Consider the following 17,347-nt stretch of genomic DNA (forward strand, 5'->3'; position numbering starts at 1 on the left):
TAGAACTAACCCACCGAAACAGTCAACACACCCAACCAAAGTTTTTTGACATTTTTGTAACAGGTTGATTCGGCTGGCATTTTTGCCGGTCGATATTATCCACAGGGCGCCCTTTCGGGACGGATTCCCGAAAATTCCTTTACCGGCTGGTCAAAAATCCATCGGAACGTCGTTCTCAACGATCGAAAGATAGCGAGAAAACAGGATCTTGCGCGAAATTATGGTTAACGGAGGATTAAAGCGCCTCCGACCGGCGAGCTTTAAATTTCCGTCACAAATCAGCGGCTGAGATTTCGGAACCTATCACCGAGTTGGGTGTTGTCTTTCCCATTGAAGGAAGGAGACCGACATGGCTGCCAATACCGATGATATCAGAGCATCCGTCAGCAAGGACATCGCCGCACTCCAACAGGAAGTCTCGCGCCTGCAGAAGATGATTTCCGCTCAGGGCGCTGAAGCCTATTACGAAGTGCGTGGCCGCGCCGGCAAGGTTTATGACGAAGCCCTGCCCCGGGCAAAGAACGCCGTCGCCCAGATCCGGGCCGAAGGTGTGGCTGCTGCCGACGCCGCCCGCGAGCATCCGACCGCAACGACCACTGCCCTGGTGCTTGCAGGCGCCATTGGCTTTCTTGCCGGATACCTGCTTTCCGGCAGTTCTCAGCCGCAGCCTCGCCATTGGTGGCGCTGAACACGCCATATCCACCCATAAACCAGTTTTTGCGCACCCGCCGATCCGTTTTTCGGCAGGGTGCGTAAATGCTTATGTCTTAGAAAAACCAATTTTTAATGCCAGCTATGGGAACATAAAAAACGAAGGGAGGACTACCATGGAAAACAAGAGGGCCAACTGCATTATTGAAGTCAGCGTCGACAGCGCCGATGGCCGCTATGCCGTCGGTATCATGAATATGCGCCAGGCACTCGATCTGCCGGAAATGCCTAGTCTGTCCTACACACATCCGGACCCGGTCAAGGCCGCCGCCGGCATCGTCGTCAGCCGCAAGGAACTGGCCGGTTTCATGGTCTGCCGCTGAGGCAGCACCACCCTAACAAAGCCGTGACGGCGCTTTATCCAAAGCGCTGACCCCTTGTTGCAGCGCCTTTATTCCCCTCGTTTTTTATTCACGTTGCTGGCATCCTTCTGCCGTTCATGCCAAGAAAACGGCATCGAAAGCAGGATAAGGATGGCAAATGAGGGAGCGGCGCCCCCCGCACAAGACGCGTGAACGAACAAAGCCCGGAGATACCGCCGCGGCCAAGCGGGTCACCCTTCCCCGTGCCCTTTCCAAACTCGGTTATTGCTCCCGCACGCAGGCCGAACGTCTGATTGCCGAAAATCGTGTTGCGGTTGACGGCCGTACCGTCAGCGATACCTCCGCATGGGTCGATCTTGCCACGGCAAGGATCAGCATCGACGGCCTCGTCATCGCTGCCGAAGCGAAAATCTATCTGATGCTCAACAAGCCTCGCGGTCTCGTCACCACCCGCCACGATCCCGAAGGCAGGCCGACGGTCTATGATTGTCTCAGGGATTTCGACATCCCGCATCTCTCTCCGATCGGCCGGCTCGACAAGGCGAGCGAGGGCTTGCTGCTTTTCACCAACGACACCGAATTCGCCCAGATCCTGCTTGATCCGGTCACCCATGTAACAAAAACCTATCATGTCCAGATCGACCGCATCATGGACGACGAGGACATAGCCGCCATGACAGCAGGCATCCGCCACGACGGCGAAGTGCTGACGGCGACCGCCGCGCGGCGCCTGCGCCAGGGCGACAGGAATTCGTGGATCGAGGTCGAGCTCGACGAGGGCCGCAACCGCCAGATCCGCCGCATGCTGGAGGCGCTCGGCACCGAATGCCTGCGTCTCGTGCGCGTTGCAATCGGCGGACTCGAACTCGGCGAACTGCCGAAAGGCACCGTGCGTGCGCTGACCGAACCCGAATTGCAGGCACTGCGCCGGAAAACCGGCATGGAGAGGACGAGACGCAATTGACTGCTGTGACGGAGATGGCGCCGCACGACTTCTGGCAGGAACTTCACCCGCCCGGCACCTTTGCCGGCGATGGGGAGTTCACCTCCTTTTACGTCGCCACGCTCGAAGACGGCCGCCAGCTTCGCCTGCCGATCCGTGAGCTGGCGGATGGCGACCGGGCCCTCGCCTCGCTGATCGTCAACCAGGCGAGCTTCGCCGTGCTCGATGCGCTCGCCGAAAGCCTCGCCGAGAAGATCAGGCCCATGCGCATCGATGTCGTCGCCGGCCTGCCGACGCTCGGCCTGACGCTGGCCGCCGCCGTGGCGCAGAAGCTCGGCCATAGCCGCTACGTTCCGCTCGGCACCTCGCGCAAATTCTGGTATCGCGACGAGCTCTCCGTCGCCCTGTCTTCCATCACCACGCCGACACAGCAGAAACGTCTCTATATCGATCCGCGCATGCTGCCGCTGCTTCAGGGACGACGCGTCGCACTCATCGATGACGTCATTTCCAGCGGCGCCTCGATCGTCGCGGGTCTTCATCTGCTGACAGGCTGCGGCATCGAACCCGTCGTCATCGGTGCGGCCATGCTGCAATCGGAGCGCTGGCGCGAAAGTCTCGCAGCCGCCGGGCCGCAATGGAGCGCGCGCACCGTCGGCGTCTTCGCAACCCCCATTCTGGAGCGGAACGCCACGGGCCGGTGGCAGGCACCACCAGCCTGACGCGAGATATGAGGATTGTTCAATCTTTGCCTGAAGGCGCCTCTGTACAGCGCATGAGGAACGATTACAGTCCCGCCTGATCGATGAAACAACGGATCTGCCCATGTCGTTCGAGCAAGCATCCCTGCTGATCCTTCTGCTGGCGATGCTCATTCTCTTCTCGCTCGATCGCATCCGCATCGAGGTGGTCTCGATCGCCGGCTTGCTTGTCGGCCATGCGCTCGGCCTTTATCCCGCCGAGCAGATCTTCACGGGCTTCGCCAGTCCCGTCGTCATCACCGTCGTCGAGATCCTGCTGATCGTCCAGGTGTTGGCGCGCGCCAGGCTCTTCGACAGTCTCGCCGCCCGTTTCGCGGCCGCAAGACCTTCGGGCTTCAAGGTCATCGCCGGTACTTCCGCGCTCGCCGGCTTCATGTCCATCTTCATGAACAATATCGGCGCCTTTGCGATCACCTTGCCGGTCGCGCTACGCTTGGGCACGGTCCTGACGATCCCGCGCCGCCAGCTCGTCATGCCGGTCTCGTTCGCGGCCCTGCTCGGCGGCCTCGTTTCGCTGATCGGCACGCCGGCCAACCTGCTCGTCAGCGATGCACTCGCCAAGGCGACCGGAACCGGCTTTCACTTCTTCGATTTCGCCTATGTCGGCCTGCCGGTCGCCATCGCCGGCATTCTGCTCATCGCCTTTCGCGTGCAGCGCCTGTTTCCGGAACCCGACGAAACACCGGTAAAGATCTCTCCGGCCACGCGTGGCATCGTCGTCGAGCGTCGCATCCCTGACGTCTCGCCGCTGATCGGCGTGCGGCTTTCCGATTGCCCGGCAAGTTTCGGTATCAAGCCGCATGCGCTGATCCGCGGCGACAGTTTCGTCTTCGGTCCGCTCGACCAGTCGGTGATCGAACCCGGCGACGTGCTGCTTGCCGAAGGCGCCGATGCGGTCTTTGCCGGCCTTGCCGCCACGCAGGCGCTGATCGCCGATGCCCATCCGCATGGCCTGCAGCCGGATTTCACCCGTGTCGAAGCCGTCGTCATGCCGGAGAGCACGTTGGTCGGTTCGCGCGTCCGCTCGCTCGAAGTCTTCCACCGTCGCGGCATCGCGGTCACCGCCCTTTCCATGCGCGCGCCACGCATCGAGGGCCGCTTCCTCGACCTGCAATTGTCGATCGGCGATATATTGACGCTGGAGGGGCCGCGCATTGCAATCGGCGAAGCGTTGGAGGAAAGCGAGTGCCTGCCGCTCGCCTCGACAGCACCGAGCGAACCGGCGCCGCTCCTATCCTGGCGGCCCTTCGCGCTCTTTGCCTGCGGCGTCGCCGCCTCGGCGGCCGGCCTGCGTCCCGACATCGCTTTTGCCGGCGTCGTGCTCGTGCTCGCTCTGCTCAATCACCTCAACATCCGTCAGGCGATGGCCGATCTCAACTGGCCGATCATCATCATGCTGGCGGCGATGATCCCGATCGGCCAGGCGGTGGCAAGCACCGGAGCTGCCGAAACCATTGCCGGCTGGCTCAGCCTCGTCGCGCCGATCACCCATCCGCTCTTCGGCATCGCCCTCATCCTCTTCCTCGCCATGGCATTGACGCCTTTTGTCAACAATGCGACGGTCGCAATCGTCCTGACCCCGATCGCACTGGAATTCGCAAGAGCCGGCAGGCATGCGCCGGACGCCTATCTGATCGCGGTCGCCGCCGGAGCGTCGCTCGATTTCCTAACGCCCTTCGGCCATCACAACAACACGCTGGCAATGGGCATCGGCGGCTACCGCTTCAGTGACTTCCTGCGCGTCGGCTGGCCGCTTGCCGTCACAAGTTACGGCCTCGCCCTGCTTCTCACCGGTCTGTTCTGGCTGTGATGCGATACCCGATCGGCTTGACTTCCCCAGCAATGAAACTAGAGCAGGAAGTCTTCACCCAATAATTAAGGACAGTCGAGCACCGTGCGAATTCTTTCCGAAGCCCATTTCCCGGAATTGCCGGCCTATTATCGCGGCAAGGTGCGCGAGAATTACGATCTTCCGGACGGACGCCGCATTATTATCAGCACCGACCGGCTGAGCGCTTTCGACCGCATCCTGACCTGCATCCCCTATAAGGGCGAGGTACTGACGCAGACAGCGCGCTACTGGTTCGAGGCGACGAAGGACATCTGCCCGAACCACGTTCTCGACTATCCCGATGCGAATGTCGTCATCGGTAAGCGGCTCGACATCCTGCCAGTCGAGATCGTCGTGCGCGGTTATCTCGCCGGCACCACCGGCACCTCGATCCTGACGCTTTATAAGAAGGGCGAACGCGAGATGTACGGCATGCGTCTACCCGACGGCATGCGCGACAACCAGATCCTGCTGGAACCCGTCATCACGCCGACCAGCAAGGAATTCGACGGCGGCCACGATGAGCCGCTGACCCCGGCCGAAATCGTCACGCGCGGCCTTCTCACGAAGGAACAATGGCAGACGCTGTCGACATATGCGCTCGCCCTCTTTGCCCGTGGCCAGGAGATGGCGGCGAAAAACGGGCTGATCCTGGTCGACACCAAATACGAGTTCGGCACCGATGGTGACGGCAACATTATCCTCGCCGACGAGATCCACACGCCGGACAGCAGTCGCTACTGGCTTGCCGAAAGCTATCCGGCAAGCTTTGCCGCCGGAAAACGCCCAGAAAGTTTCGACAAGGATTTCGTCCGCGCCTGGGTGGCGGAACGCTGCGATCCCTATAAGGACGAGATCCCGGAAATCCCCGCCGAACTGATCGAGCAGACCTCGGCCGTCTATATCAAAGCCTACGAGGCGATCACCGGCGAGCGCTTCGTTCCTGACGATAGCGGCGAGACGCCACTTGCCCGTGTCCGAAACAACCTCGCTCCCTATTTCCCTTGAAATGGCGACAGACGAAAGCCGCCGGCCCGATCATCAGCTTGCGGCATTCCTTCCAATCGCGCTAGCATTGGCAAAAAGGGGTATCGGGCTCAGCCCGGCGGGGAACAAATGGTAAGAAGGCCAAGACGCAAGGCCGAGGAAACGCGGGAAGACATTCTCTCCATGGCGGAGATGCTGTTTCGCGAGCGCGGCTTCGTTGCGGTGTCGATCGCCGATATCGCCGGCGCGCTCCACATGTCGCCCGCCAATGTCTTCAAGCATTTCCGTTCCAAGGTGGCGCTCGTCGATGCGATCGCAGGACGTCATCTCGATGATGCCGCCGAGCGCTTCGCCGCCTTCGATGAGAAGCTGCCGCCAAAGGAACAACTGCTCCGCTTCATCCTGCGCCTGCTGGAAAGCCACCTGCAGGACATCCAGAAGAACCCTTATATCTTCGAAATGGTGCTTTCGACGATCGAGGCCAAACTCGAGGCCGGCAATCGCTATCGCGCCCGCATCGAGGCGAAGCTCGGCGAGATCATCCGTGAAGGCATGGCGGAGGGAAGTTATCATTGCCGCGATCCCGAGAGCGCGGCGCGTACCGTTGCAGACGTCCTCGCCTGCGTGCTGCACCCTGTCCTGATCGCTCGCGACGACAAGGAGACCCTTGTGCACCGCGCCGAAAAAATCGTGTGTTTCGTCGATGCCGCACTGCAAAATAGCGCTTGCTAAGTGATGATTGCTGAATTACGTCACTTCGTAAAGCTTTTCTTAAATTCGGATAACGGCATTTGAAGCCAACCCAATCCTGACGCCTATATAAGCCTGCGCTCGCTCAAGCCGAGCCCGCAGGCCCGAGCTCGTGGATTGAACGGCGATTGCCACCGCACAGGAATTCAGCATGATACGGCGTGCCCTCCTCATCTCCTCGGCCCTGGCATTCGCAGCCCTTCTCGCCGCCTGCAGCGACAGTGGCTCCAAGCCCGCCGGCAATGCGGGTGCAGCCGGGGCGCAGCAGGCTGCCCCCGTCGGCGTCATCACGCTGACGAAGGGCAGCTTCCCGATCACCACGATCCTGCCCGGCCGCGCCGAGACATTTCAGACCGCCGATATCCGGCCTCAGGTCAGCGGCCTGATCCGCGAGGTCGCCTTTAAGGACGGCGGCGAGATCAAGAAGGGCGACCTTCTCTACCAGATCGAGGATGCACCCTATATCGCCGCCGTCGAGCAGGCCAAGGCGGCGATTTCCAAGGCGCAGGCGAGCGTGCCGAGCGCTGAAAGCAATCTCGACCGCTACCAGCGCCTCGTCGGCAGCGGCGCCACCCAGATCGAATTCGAAACGGCCAAGACGACGCTGCTCCAGGCCAAGGCCGAAGTCGAGTCGGCGAAGGCCTCACTGTCCGCTGCACAGATCGACCTCGACCACACCAGGATCGTCGCCCCTTTCGACGGCATCATCGACCAGACGGCCGTTAATGTCGGCAACGTTGTCTCTGCCAACCAGACGACGGCGCTGACGACGATCCGCCAGCTCGATCCGATCTACATCTCGCTGACGGAATCGAGCACCAACCTGCTGAAGCTGCGCGATGCGATGGCCGCCGGCGACATCAAGGGCGAAGCCAATGTCGTCTTCCACCTGATCCTCGAAAACGGCAAGGAATATAACCAGCAGGGCAAGCTCGACATGTCGAAACAGGTGGTCAGTGAGACCACAGGCACCTTCATCATTCGTGTGCTCTTTCCCAATCCCGACCGTATCGTACTGCCCGGCATGTATGTCCGCGCAACCGTCGAGCTCGGCGCCGAGGCCGGTTATGCGCTGCCGCAGCTGGCGACGAGCCGTGACGCCAACGGCCGGCTGACGGCACAGTTCGTTTCCGCCGACGGCAAGGTCGAAACCCGCGCCTTCGAGAACAGCTCGCCCTCCAACAATTCCTGGCTCGTGACCGAAGGCATCAAGGACGGCGATCAGCTGATCGTCAGCGGCCTGCAATCGATCACCTCAGGCATGCCGGTGAAGCCGGTCCCGATGAAGATCAACGACACCGGCGTGGTCGTGCCTGCCGAGCAGCCCGCGGCCGGTGACGCGCAGAAGCCCGCAGCGAAGTAATCGCCGCAGGCCCGCATCGTCACCGTCTCAGCCGCACAGGAACAACCGATGGCCAAGTTTTTCATCCGACGTCCGATTTTCGCCTGGGTCATTGCGATCACCATCATGCTCGCCGGCCTGCTGGCGATTTTCACGCTGTCGATCTCGCAATATCCCGACATCGCCCCGACGACGGTTCGCATCAACGCCACCTATCGCGGCGCCAGCGCCGAGACTGTCGAGAAATCGGTGACGACGATCATCGAGGACGGCATGACCGGCCTCGACGACCTCACCTACATGACCTCGACCTCATCGACGGGTTCGGCCAGCATCCAGCTCACCTTCGGGACGAGCGCCGACCCCGATATCGCCCAGGTGCAGGTGCAGAACAAGCTGCAGCTGGTTCAGTCGCAGCTTCCAAGCGACGTCATCGATGCCGGCATCAGCGTCACCCGCTCGACCTCGAGCATCCTTCTCGTCGGCTCGCTCGTTTCGACCGACGGTAAGCGCAACTCCGTCGACCTCGGCAATATCATGTCGACCTCGATCGAGGATCAGATTCAGCGCCTGGAAGGCGTCGGCAGCATCAATGTCTTCGGTTCAGGATACGCCATGCGCGTCTGGCTCGATCCGTTCAAGCTGCTGAAATACCAGTTGACGCCGAGCGACGTGACGTCAGCCATCCAGGCGCAGAACACCCAGGTCTCCGTCGGTTCGCTCGGTGCTCAGCCGACGATCCCCGGCCAGCAGATCAACGTCACCATCACCGCCCAAAGCCAGCTGACCACCGTCGCCGATTTCGAGCACATCATCCTGAAGGTCGAAAAGGACGGCGCGACGGTGCGTCTGAGCGACGTCTCGCGCATCGAGATCGGTCAGGAAAGCTACGGCGGCAGTTCGCGCTACAACGGCCAGCCGTCGACCGGTTTCGCCGTCAATCTTGCAATCGGCGCCAACGCCATCGATACCGCCGCCCGCGTGCGCTCCGCGCTCGAGGTCATCGGCCGCGGCCTGCCGGCAGGTGTCGAGATCACCTATCCCTACGACACCACGCCCTTCGTGGAACTGTCGATCGAGAAGGTCGTGCACACGCTGATCGAGGCGATCGTGCTCGTCTTCGTGGTGCTGCTCGTCTTCCTGCAGAATCTCCGCGCGACGCTGATCCCGACGATTGCCGTTCCCGTGGTGCTGCTCGGCACCTTCGGGGTGCTGGCGGTCACCGGCTACTCGATCAATACCTTGACGATGTTCGCCATGGTGCTGGCGATCGGTCTTCTTGTCGACGATGCCATCGTCGTCGTCGAAAACGTCGAACGCATCATGTCCGAAGAAAAGCTTTCGCCGCTCGAGGCGACGGAAAAATCGATGGGCGAGATCACCGGCGCCATCGTCGGCATCGCGCTCGTCCTCACCGCCGTCTTCATTCCGATGGCCTTCTTCGGCGGTTCGACCGGCATCATCTATCGCCAGTTCTCGATCACCATCGTCTCGGCCATGCTGCTGTCGGCGCTCGTCGCCCTCGTGCTGACGCCCGCACTTTGCGCCACGATGCTGAAGCCGGTCGGCGAACACAGGAAGCACCGCGTTGGCGACTGGTTCAACCGCAACTTCACGCGCTCGACCAACGGCTATATCACGACCATCGGCTATCTGCTGAAGCGGCCGATCCGCGTCATGCTGGCCTTCCTTCTGGTCGGCGCCGGCTGCGCCTATCTCTTCACCCGCTTGCCGAGCTCATTCCTGCCGCAGGAAGACCAGGGCGTGCTGCTGACCATCGTCACCACACCGCCGGGCTCGACCACGCAGCAGACCCAGGCAGTCGTCGAGAAGGTCGAGAAATACTATCGTGAAAACGAGAAGGACGCCGTCGATTCCGTATTCGGCGCGCTCGGCTTCGGCTTCAGCGGTTCCGGCCAGAACAGCGCCATCGTCTTCACCAAGCTCAAGGATTTCTCGCTACGCACCGATCCGACGCTGAGCGCTCAATCGGTCGTCAACCGGGCGCTTGGCAATTTCTTCGCGATCCGCGAGGCGCAGGTCTTCGCGCTGCTGCCACCGGCGATCCAGGGTCTCGGCGTGTCCAGCGGCTTCTCCATGTATCTCGTCGACACCGGCGGCCACGGCAACGACGCCCTGACGGCCGCCTCCAAGCGGCTGATCCAGATGGGCAATAGCTCGGGCAAGATCGTGGCGCTGCGCAGCAGCAACAAGGAAGTCGAGCCGCAGATGCGCATCGTGCTCGATCAGGAAAAGATCGGCGCCATGGGCGTCGACATCGCTTCGGTCAATTCGATGCTGTCGATCATCTTCACCGGCCGCGACGTCAACGACTTCACGCTGAACGGCGAGATCAAGCCGGTCTACGTCGAGGGCGATGCGCCCTTCCGCATGCAGCCGAGCGATCTCAACCACTGGTACGCCCGCAACAATGACGGCGAAATGGTGCCCTTCTCCGCCTTTACCCGCACGGAATGGGTGAAGGGCGCGCCCTCGCTTGCCCGCTTCAACGCCGTCAGCGCCATTCCGCTCGACGGAGCGTCCGCTCCCGGGGTTTCTTCCGGCGATGCGATGAACGAAATGGAAGCACTGACCAATCAGCTCGGCGGCGGTTATACCGTCGCCTGGCAGGGCATCTCCTATCAGGAGCGGCTGTCCGGTTCGCAGGCGCCGATGCTCTACGCGATCTCGGTGCTGGTCGTCTTCCTCTGCCTGGCAGCGCTTTACGAAAGCTGGTCGATCCCCTTCTCGGTGATCATGGCGGTACCTGTCGGCATCCTCGGGGCGCTGACGGCGGCAACGGTCTTCGGCCAGGCGAACGACGTCTATTTCAAGGTCGGCTTGCTGACCACCATCGGGCTGGCGGCGAAGAACGCCATCCTGATCGTCGAATTCGCCAAGGACCGCATGGAAAGCGGCATGGGGCTCTACGAGGCGACATTGGAAGCCGCAAGATTGCGGCTGCGGCCGATCATCATGACCTCGCTTGCCTTCATTCTCGGCGTCGTGCCGCTGGCGATCGCGACAGGCGCGGGCTCGGCGGCACAGAATGCCATTGGTATCGGCGTTCTCGGCGGCATGCTGGCGGCTACAATGCTCGGAATTTTCTTCGTGCCGTCGTTTTTCGTCGTCATCCGACGCATCTTTGCCACACGCGGTAAAAATGCGGCAGGACTGTGATATAAATGCACTGTGATAATGCAGTTCCCGTTGCTACATTGCGCCCGACTGCTTCGGAATGGTGTTTTTGGTAGAACGAGGCGCGGCGGCCGATAGTGAAGCATGAAGCTTTGGACAAGAATTGACTTGCTCGAGTACAGGATGAAATGAATGGTATCTCTTCGTTTTGCCACACCGGCATTATTGTTATTGTTGTCGGGCTGCGTTGTGGGCCCGGATCATGTTCCTCCTGAGATGCCGCTGCCCGCCAAATTCGGAGAGGGTGGAACCAAGAGTGATGGCGATGTTACCACCGTGGCCTGGTGGAGCGCCTTCAGAGACCGCAAGCTGGACGGCCTCGTCCAGTCCGGCCTCGACCAGAACCTGTCAGTCCAGCAGGCGATCGAACGCATCAATGCGGCTTCCGCCAACGTCACCGTCGCAGGAGCCGGCGCCCTGCCCAACCTGACCGTCGGCGCCTCGCACACGGTCAGCGGCCAGAGGGGCGAGCTGCGCACGCAGTTCGACACGCGCAACACCAGCGGCGGCGAAGCACAGCTGACCTGGCTGCTCGATATTTTCGGCCTCTACAAGCGCAACACCGAGAGCGCTCTCGCTTCGCTCGATTCTGCTTACGCATCGGCAGACGTTGCCAAGCTGACCCTCGTGCAGGACCTCGTCTCCAGCTATATCGACGTTCGTTATTATCAGCAGCGCCTGGCGCTTTCGAAGGCCAACCTGAAGTCCCGTCAGGAAACCTACGAACTGACCAAGTTCCAGCTGGAAGCCGGCGCCGCCTCGCGTCTCGACGTCGTTCAGGCCGAAGGCCTGGTGCAGTCGACGCTCGCCGAAATTCCCGGCCTCGAAACCAACATCCGCATTTCGGCCCATCACATCGCCACGCTGCTCGGCCTGCCGGCCGCAACCCTTGTCGATGATCTGCTGAAGGGCTATGGCCAGCCGGTATTCCGCGGCGGCATCACCTCCGGCATCCCGGCCGACCTGATCCGCAACCGTCCCGACATCCGTGTGGCGGAACGCGACCTCGCAGCTGCAACGGCACTGATCGGCGTCGCCCAGGCGCAGCTCTATCCGAGCATCTCGCTCAGCGGCTCGATCTCGCCGGCCTACATCAACCAGCGTGGCATCCACGGCGGCCTGACGCCCTGGTCCTTCGGCCCCACCCTCAACCTGCCGATCTTCGATGGCGGTACCCTGCGCGCCGGCGTCAAGACGGCGCAGTCCAATGCCGCAGCGGCCTATCTCAACTGGAAGTCGACGGTACTGACCGCGATCGAACAGGTCGAGAATGCACTTTCGGCCGTCCGCCGTGACGCCCGCACGGTCTCGGCACTTCAGGCTCAGGTGAAGACGACACAGGAAACGCTCGAACTTTCGACCGCATCCTACAAGGACGGTGCCTCTTCGCTGCTCGACGTTCTCGACGCCCAGCGCCAGGTTTCGCTCGCCCAGGCAAGCCTTGCCGCAGCCGTCCAGCAGATGGCCAAGGACTACGTGTCGCTGAATATCGCAATCGGCGGCGGTTTCGCCCCCGGCGGCAAGACCACCGCACCGGCGGCGAAGGTTGTGGCTGTCAAGGGCTGACAACTTCTTCAATCGATCTGAAAGTACAGAGCCTCGCGATCGTCTCGCGGGGCTTTTTCTTGTCCGCCGCGTGCCGTAACCGAATAATTGCGCATAAGATGAATTCGGATTCGACAGGCGGGAAAAGCTGAGCTATCACTTTGATTAAACGATTAATCAGAATGATCGTCAATCATGCCAGCATCGCGCCCGGGACCGAACCTCAGCAGAATAGCGACGTCGCTCGGCGTCTCCGTCGCCACGGTCTCCAATGCGCTTTCCGGCAAGGGCCGGGTTTCCGGCCAACTGGTCGAAAGAATCCGTGAGCATGCAGCCGAGCTCGGTTACGTCCCGAGCCAGGCGGGGCGGGCGCTGCGGACCGGCCGCAGCGGCGTTCTCGGTCTGGTGCTGCCCGATATCGCCAATCCGCTGTTCCCGAAGATCGCGCAGGCGATCGAATTCGCTGCCTCCGCCGCAGGTTACGGCGTGCTGATCGCCGATTCTCGCGGTGATGTCGCCGCCCAGACCGAGGCGATCAACCGGCTGGTCGAGCGCGGCGTCGACGGCATGGTCGTCATTCCCCGCCGCGCCACCCGCATCTCGTCCGCCGCCTGTCCGGTCGCCGTCATCGACACTCCCTCGACGCCCGGCAACACCGTTGCCGCCGACCATTGGCAGGGCGGCCATGAAATCGCCGGCCATCTCGCAGGCCTCGGCCATCGCCACATCCTCATCATCGGCAACAATCAGGAATCCAACGTCCAGAACGACCGTGCCGGCGGCATCCGCTCCGGCATGCGCCGCGGCATGCATTCGGAAACGCTGTGGATCGACAGGCTGGAGAAGGAGAACGGCAGCGGCTGCCCGCTCGGCCTCGCCGAAAAAGTCAGGCAGGGTTTCACCGCCTTCGCGGCCCTGTCCGACCTGCAGGCGCTGCGGGCGCTGACGGAGTTGCAGCAGGCGGGCATCAACATTCCCACTGACGTCAGCGTCACCGGCTTCGACGACCTCATCTGGTCATCTGTTGTCACGCCGTCGCTGACGACGGTCCGGATGGACATGGATAGGATTGCCGAGATTGCCGTGTCGGCGCTGGTGGATACCATAAGAACAAGCAGCATCCGCGAGGGCGTACTCGTTACCGCGGAGATCGAACGCGTCGCCATGCAGCTGATCGTCCGCCAATCATCCGGGCCTGCGAACCCGGCACCAAAAACCTCAGAGATGGAGAACATGTAAGATGAAAAAGGCTCTCATTGCCTCGGTAGCACTCGCCGCCCTATGCCCGCTCACCGCAGCCGCAGCAGAACGGACGCTGACGATTTCCGTCTATGCCTTTGCGCAGGACGATTTCAAGACGCTGGTCTATGATCCCTTCGAAGCCAAATGCGGCTGCAAACTCGTGGTCGAAACCGGCAACAGCGTCGAGCGTCTGGCCAAAATGGAGGCGAACAAGGCCAACCCGGTCGTCGATCTCGCCGCCGTTTCCATGGCCGATGCGCTGGCCGCCTCGCGCGCCGGCCTGATCGACAAGATCGATACCGCGAAGCTCGCCGATTTCGCCAAGCTCTATGACGTCGCCAAGGATCCGAACGGTGACGGCATGAGCGTCGGTTACACCTTCTACGCCACCTCGATTGCTTATCGCTCCGATAAGATGAAGATCGACTCCTGGGCCGATCTTCTGAAGCCGGAATATGTCGGCCACGTCGCCTTTCCAAACGTGACCACCAACCAAGGCCCGCCGGCGCTCTATATGCTCGGCCTGGCGCTCGGCAAGGACACGCCGGATCTGAAGGGGCCGATCGAAGCGCTGGGCGAGAAGAAGGACGACATCGTCACCTTCTACGAAAAGTCCTCGCAGCTGGTGCAACTGATGCAGCAGGAGGAGATCTGGGCAGCGCCGATCGGCCGTTTCTCATGGGCCGGCTTCACCAAACTCGACGTCCCGGTCGCCTGGGCGACGCCGAAGGAGGGCCAGACCGGCGGCATGAACGTGCTGGTGCTGACCAAGGGCTCGAAGAACCAGGATCTAGCTTTGCAGTTCATGGACTTCTGGCTCTCGACCGACATCCAGACCAAACTCGCCGAAAAGCTGATCGACAGCCCGGCAAACAGCGAGGTCAAGCTTTCCGAAGCCGCCGCCAACAACCTCACCTATGGCGAGGAAACGGCCAAGAGCCTCAAGCTGATCCCATCAGCCGTCGCCCTCGACAATCGCGCCGGCTGGCTGAAGACGTGGAACGAGAAGGTCGGCCAGTAAGGCCCGCGTGAAAATTGGCCCCGGCGCCTCTGCCGGGGCCTCCCTCTTGTCCGCTCGAAAGGCGCCTCATGTTCCAGAACCGCGCAGAAGCCCTGGCGCTTGCCTTGCCGGCAGCCATCTTTGCGACCGTGGTCTTTCTGTTGCCCGTTGCGATCCTCTTGTCGGAGGGCTTCCGCGCCGGCAGCGCCTGGAGCCTGTCGGCCTATGCCGATTTCTTCTCCGGGACGTTGAACCGCACCGTTTTCCTGCGCACGTTCCGGCTCGGCCTCGAAGTCACCGCCGTTTCCGCGGTCATCGGTTATGCCGCAGCCTTTGCCATCGTCAACCTGCCGGCGAAGGGCAAAGGCCGGATGATCGGCCTCGTGACCCTGCCGCTGATGATCTCTCCGGTGGCGCGCACCTATGCCTGGATCGTCATTCTCGGCCGCACCGGCATCGTCAACCAGGCGATAACAGGCCTGGGTCTCAGCGCCGAGCCGCTGCGGCTGCTGTTCACCGAGACCGCCGTCTTCATCGGCCTCCTGCAGCTCTTCCTGCCGCTGATGATCCTGTCGCTGATCAGCGCGCTCGAAAACATGCCGAAGGATGCGATTCCGGCTGCTCGTGTGCTCGGCGCCAACTGGTTCCAGGTCTTCTGGAAAGTCATCCTGCCGCTCACCAGGGAAGGCCTCGTCGTCGGCGGCACGCTTGTCTTCACCGGATCGCTGACCGCCTATATCACCCCCGCCGTGCTTGGCGGCTCCAAGGTGCTGATGCTGGAAACGCTGATGTACCAGCAGGTTTCCGTCGCCAATGATTTCGTTTCGGCAAGCGTCATCGCCTTCATCCTGATCGTCATGAGCTTTGCCGCCAACATCCTGCTGAAACGCCTTGCGACGGCGAGGAACCGCCGATGACGCTGCGCCTGTTTTCGCCCCTCGTGCTTTTCCTGCTGCTGGTCTTCCTGATCGGCCCGTTCCTGATCATCATCGCCGCTTCGCTATCATCAGGAGATACGCTGGCCTTCCCGCCGCAGGGCCTGTCGCTGCGTTGGGTGATGAAGGTGTTCACCATCGAGAGTTTCCGCGACAGCTTCGCCATGTCGATGTTCCTCGCTGTCTTCGGAACGCTCGCAGCCCTCCTCCTCGGCATCCCGGCCGCCTACGCCCTCTCCCGCTACAAGCTGCCCGCGGCCGAGACCGTCCGCACCATCGTGTCGCTGCCGATCATCGTGCCCGGCATCATCGTCGGCCTGGCGCTGCTGCGTTATCTCGTCGTGCCCTTCGGCTTCAACATCACGCTCGCGCTCTTCTTCGCCCATACGGCGCTGGTGCTGCCCTATGCCGTGCGTGTCGTCTCGGCGAGCCTCGACAATCTGCGCTCGGACATTGAGGAGGCTGCCGTCCTACTCGGTTCCTCGCGGCTCGGCGCCTTCTTCCGCGTGGTGATGCCGAATATCCGCGGCGGCATCCTTGCCGCCTTCATCCTCGGCTTCGTCACCAGCTTCAATCAGGTGCCCGTCTCGCTCTTCCTGTCCGGTCCCGGCGTTCGCACGCTGCCGATCGACATGCTGGGTTACATGGAAACCACCTACGATCCTTCCATCGCGGCGCTCTCCGCCCTTCTCGCCTTTCTCTCGATCGGCATCGTCTTTCTCGCCGAACGCTTCCTGGGATTCTCGCGCTATGTCTGATGCCTATCTTCAACTCGACAAGCTGACCCTTGCCTATGGCGACACGGTCGCGGTGCAGGACCTCGACCTGGCGATCGGCAAAGGTGAGCTGGTGGCACTTCTCGGCCCCTCCGGCTGCGGCAAGACGACGACGATGCGCGCCATCGCCGGCCTGCTGACGCCCACCGCTGGCCGCATCCGCCTCGACGGCGCCGATATCACCCGCGTCTCTGCCAACAAACGCGCCGTTGGCCTCGTCTTCCAGTCCTATGCCCTCTTCCCGCATCTGACGGTCTATGAGAACGTCGCCTTCGGCCTGCGTCTCAAGCGTATCTCAGGTGCGGATCTCGACGCCCGCGTCGGCGCCGGCCTGAAATCGGTCGGCCTGTCGGCTTTTAGCGGCCGCAAGCCCGCCGAACTCTCCGGCGGCCAGCAGCAGCGGGTGGCGCTCGCCCGTTCGATGGTGATGGAGCCGAAGGTGCTGTTGCTCGACGAACCGCTCTCCAATCTCGATGCCCGCCTTCGCCTTGAAATGCGCGCCGAATTGCAACGCGTGCAGAAGGAGACCGGCGTCACCATGATCTTCGTCACCCACGACCAGGTGGAAGCCTTGGCACTCGCCGACCGCATCGTCGTGATGCTGAACGGTGGCATCGAACAGATCGGCACGCCGGAGGAGATCTACAACAATCCGGCCTCGGCCTTCGTCGCCGATTTCGTCGGCTTCGAGAATGTCTTCGCGCTGAAGGATGGAAAGCTTGTGACGCCGAATGGGCCGGTCGGACTTTCCGGCCCGGCGCCGGAAGCCGCAGCCGGCCTCGCCTGGCGTCCGCGCATGGTGAAGCTTGGCTCCGGTGCTTTCCAGGGCACCGTGTGCGGCACGTCTTTCGCCGGCAACACCCGCGAATACCTGCTCGACACTCCGCTCGGCCCGATCAAGGCCGAGATCGATGCAGGCCTGCCGCCGCACGAGATCGGCAGCCCGCTTACCTTCGATCTGCCGGTTGCCGGCGCGGCAAGCCTCAAACGGTTCGGGTGAAAT

15 protein-coding genes are annotated in these 17,347 nt (G+C 62.0%); all 15 read left to right on the plus strand.

The window, feature by feature from the left end:
* Nucleotides 1-349 precede the first annotated feature (349 nt).
* The 15 genes from G9X67_RS32295 to G9X67_RS32365 all read left to right on the plus strand — a co-directional run bounded on the left by G9X67_RS32295 (nt 350) and on the right by G9X67_RS32365 (nt 17,344).
* Nucleotides 350-688 (plus strand): hypothetical protein, encoded by a 339-nt coding sequence (locus G9X67_RS32295; protein WP_017961927.1) that lies wholly within the window; start codon nt 350-352, stop codon nt 686-688.
* A gap of 139 nt (nt 689-827) precedes the next feature.
* The gene (locus G9X67_RS32300) at nt 828-1,034 is read left to right on the plus strand and encodes a hypothetical protein (RefSeq protein ID WP_012758797.1); all 207 of its coding nucleotides are present in this window, start codon (nt 828-830) and stop codon (nt 1,032-1,034) included.
* 157 nt (nt 1,035-1,191) lie between these two features.
* On the plus strand, nt 1,192-1,998 hold the full coding sequence (locus G9X67_RS32305) for a pseudouridine synthase (protein ID WP_138335034.1): 807 nt from the start codon (nt 1,192-1,194) through the stop codon (nt 1,996-1,998).
* A 14-nt stretch (nt 1,999-2,012) separates the two neighbouring features.
* Complete coding sequence (locus G9X67_RS32310; RefSeq protein WP_138335036.1) at nt 2,013-2,699, plus strand: phosphoribosyltransferase; 687 nt, start codon at nt 2,013-2,015, stop codon at nt 2,697-2,699.
* Nucleotides 2,700-2,802: 103 nt separating this feature from the next.
* A complete protein-coding gene (locus G9X67_RS32315; RefSeq protein ID WP_171600591.1) occupies nt 2,803-4,548 on the plus strand; it encodes an SLC13 family permease in 1,746 nt (581 codons plus the stop codon).
* Nucleotides 4,549-4,632: 84 nt separating this feature from the next.
* Complete coding sequence (locus tag G9X67_RS32320) at nt 4,633-5,577, plus strand: phosphoribosylaminoimidazolesuccinocarboxamide synthase (protein WP_138335032.1); 945 nt, start codon at nt 4,633-4,635, stop codon at nt 5,575-5,577.
* 108 nt (nt 5,578-5,685) lie between these two features.
* A complete protein-coding gene (locus G9X67_RS32325; protein WP_011653308.1) occupies nt 5,686-6,288 on the plus strand; it encodes a TetR family transcriptional regulator in 603 nt (200 codons plus the stop codon).
* A 169-nt stretch (nt 6,289-6,457) separates the two neighbouring features.
* A complete protein-coding gene (locus G9X67_RS32330; RefSeq protein WP_138335031.1) occupies nt 6,458-7,669 on the plus strand; it encodes an efflux RND transporter periplasmic adaptor subunit in 1,212 nt (403 codons plus the stop codon).
* Between the two features lie 48 nt (nt 7,670-7,717).
* Complete coding sequence (locus G9X67_RS32335; protein ID WP_138335030.1) at nt 7,718-10,828, plus strand: efflux RND transporter permease subunit; 3,111 nt, start codon at nt 7,718-7,720, stop codon at nt 10,826-10,828.
* A gap of 150 nt (nt 10,829-10,978) precedes the next feature.
* A complete protein-coding gene (locus G9X67_RS32340; RefSeq protein ID WP_138335029.1) occupies nt 10,979-12,412 on the plus strand; it encodes an efflux transporter outer membrane subunit in 1,434 nt (477 codons plus the stop codon).
* Nucleotides 12,413-12,586: 174 nt separating this feature from the next.
* Nucleotides 12,587-13,630 (plus strand): LacI family DNA-binding transcriptional regulator, encoded by a 1,044-nt coding sequence (locus tag G9X67_RS32345; protein ID WP_138335028.1) that lies wholly within the window; start codon nt 12,587-12,589, stop codon nt 13,628-13,630.
* A 1-nt stretch (nt 13,631) separates the two neighbouring features.
* Nucleotides 13,632-14,654, plus strand: a complete 1,023-nt coding sequence (locus tag G9X67_RS32350; RefSeq protein ID WP_171600592.1) for an ABC transporter substrate-binding protein — start codon at nt 13,632-13,634, stop codon at nt 14,652-14,654.
* 68 nt (nt 14,655-14,722) lie between these two features.
* Entirely contained in the window at nt 14,723-15,550 is an 828-nt protein-coding gene (locus G9X67_RS32355) for an ABC transporter permease (RefSeq protein WP_138335026.1), read from the plus strand.
* Nucleotides 15,547-16,326 carry an ABC transporter permease gene (locus G9X67_RS32360; protein WP_017961938.1) on the plus strand — a complete coding sequence of 260 codons (780 nt, stop codon included), beginning with the start codon at nt 15,547-15,549 and terminating at the stop codon, nt 16,324-16,326. The genes G9X67_RS32355 and G9X67_RS32360 overlap by 4 nt, the downstream gene beginning before the upstream one ends.
* The gene (locus G9X67_RS32365) at nt 16,319-17,344 is read left to right on the plus strand and encodes an ABC transporter ATP-binding protein (RefSeq protein WP_138391223.1); all 1,026 of its coding nucleotides are present in this window, start codon (nt 16,319-16,321) and stop codon (nt 17,342-17,344) included. The genes G9X67_RS32360 and G9X67_RS32365 overlap by 8 nt, the downstream gene beginning before the upstream one ends.
* Nucleotides 17,345-17,347 lie beyond the last annotated feature (3 nt).

Source organism: Rhizobium sp. WYCCWR 11152 (assembly GCF_013087615.1).
Taxonomy (GTDB): Bacteria; Pseudomonadota; Alphaproteobacteria; order Rhizobiales; family Rhizobiaceae; genus Rhizobium; species Rhizobium indicum.

Bases quoted from the DNA above. Each gene is read 5' to 3' on its own strand.
- G9X67_RS32295 (WP_017961927.1), top strand. From the start codon at position 350: ATGGCTGCCAATACCGATGATATCAGAGCATCCGTCAGCAAGGACATC.
- G9X67_RS32300 (WP_012758797.1), top strand. From the start codon at position 828: ATGGAAAACAAGAGGGCCAACTGCATTATTGAAGTCAGCGTCGACAGC.
- G9X67_RS32305 (WP_138335034.1), top strand. From the start codon at position 1,192: ATGAGGGAGCGGCGCCCCCCGCACAAGACGCGTGAACGAACAAAGCCC.
- G9X67_RS32310 (WP_138335036.1), top strand. From the start codon at position 2,013: ATGGCGCCGCACGACTTCTGGCAGGAACTTCACCCGCCCGGCACCTTT.
- G9X67_RS32315 (WP_171600591.1), top strand. From the start codon at position 2,803: ATGTCGTTCGAGCAAGCATCCCTGCTGATCCTTCTGCTGGCGATGCTC.
- G9X67_RS32325 (WP_011653308.1), top strand. From the start codon at position 5,686: ATGGTAAGAAGGCCAAGACGCAAGGCCGAGGAAACGCGGGAAGACATT.
- G9X67_RS32330 (WP_138335031.1), top strand. From the start codon at position 6,458: ATGATACGGCGTGCCCTCCTCATCTCCTCGGCCCTGGCATTCGCAGCC.
- G9X67_RS32335 (WP_138335030.1), top strand. From the start codon at position 7,718: ATGGCCAAGTTTTTCATCCGACGTCCGATTTTCGCCTGGGTCATTGCG.
- G9X67_RS32340 (WP_138335029.1), top strand. From the start codon at position 10,979: ATGGTATCTCTTCGTTTTGCCACACCGGCATTATTGTTATTGTTGTCG.
- G9X67_RS32345 (WP_138335028.1), top strand. From the start codon at position 12,587: ATGCCAGCATCGCGCCCGGGACCGAACCTCAGCAGAATAGCGACGTCG.
- G9X67_RS32350 (WP_171600592.1), top strand. From the start codon at position 13,632: ATGAAAAAGGCTCTCATTGCCTCGGTAGCACTCGCCGCCCTATGCCCG.
- G9X67_RS32355 (WP_138335026.1), top strand. From the start codon at position 14,723: ATGTTCCAGAACCGCGCAGAAGCCCTGGCGCTTGCCTTGCCGGCAGCC.
- G9X67_RS32360 (WP_017961938.1), top strand. From the start codon at position 15,547: ATGACGCTGCGCCTGTTTTCGCCCCTCGTGCTTTTCCTGCTGCTGGTC.
- G9X67_RS32365 (WP_138391223.1), top strand. From the start codon at position 16,319: ATGTCTGATGCCTATCTTCAACTCGACAAGCTGACCCTTGCCTATGGC.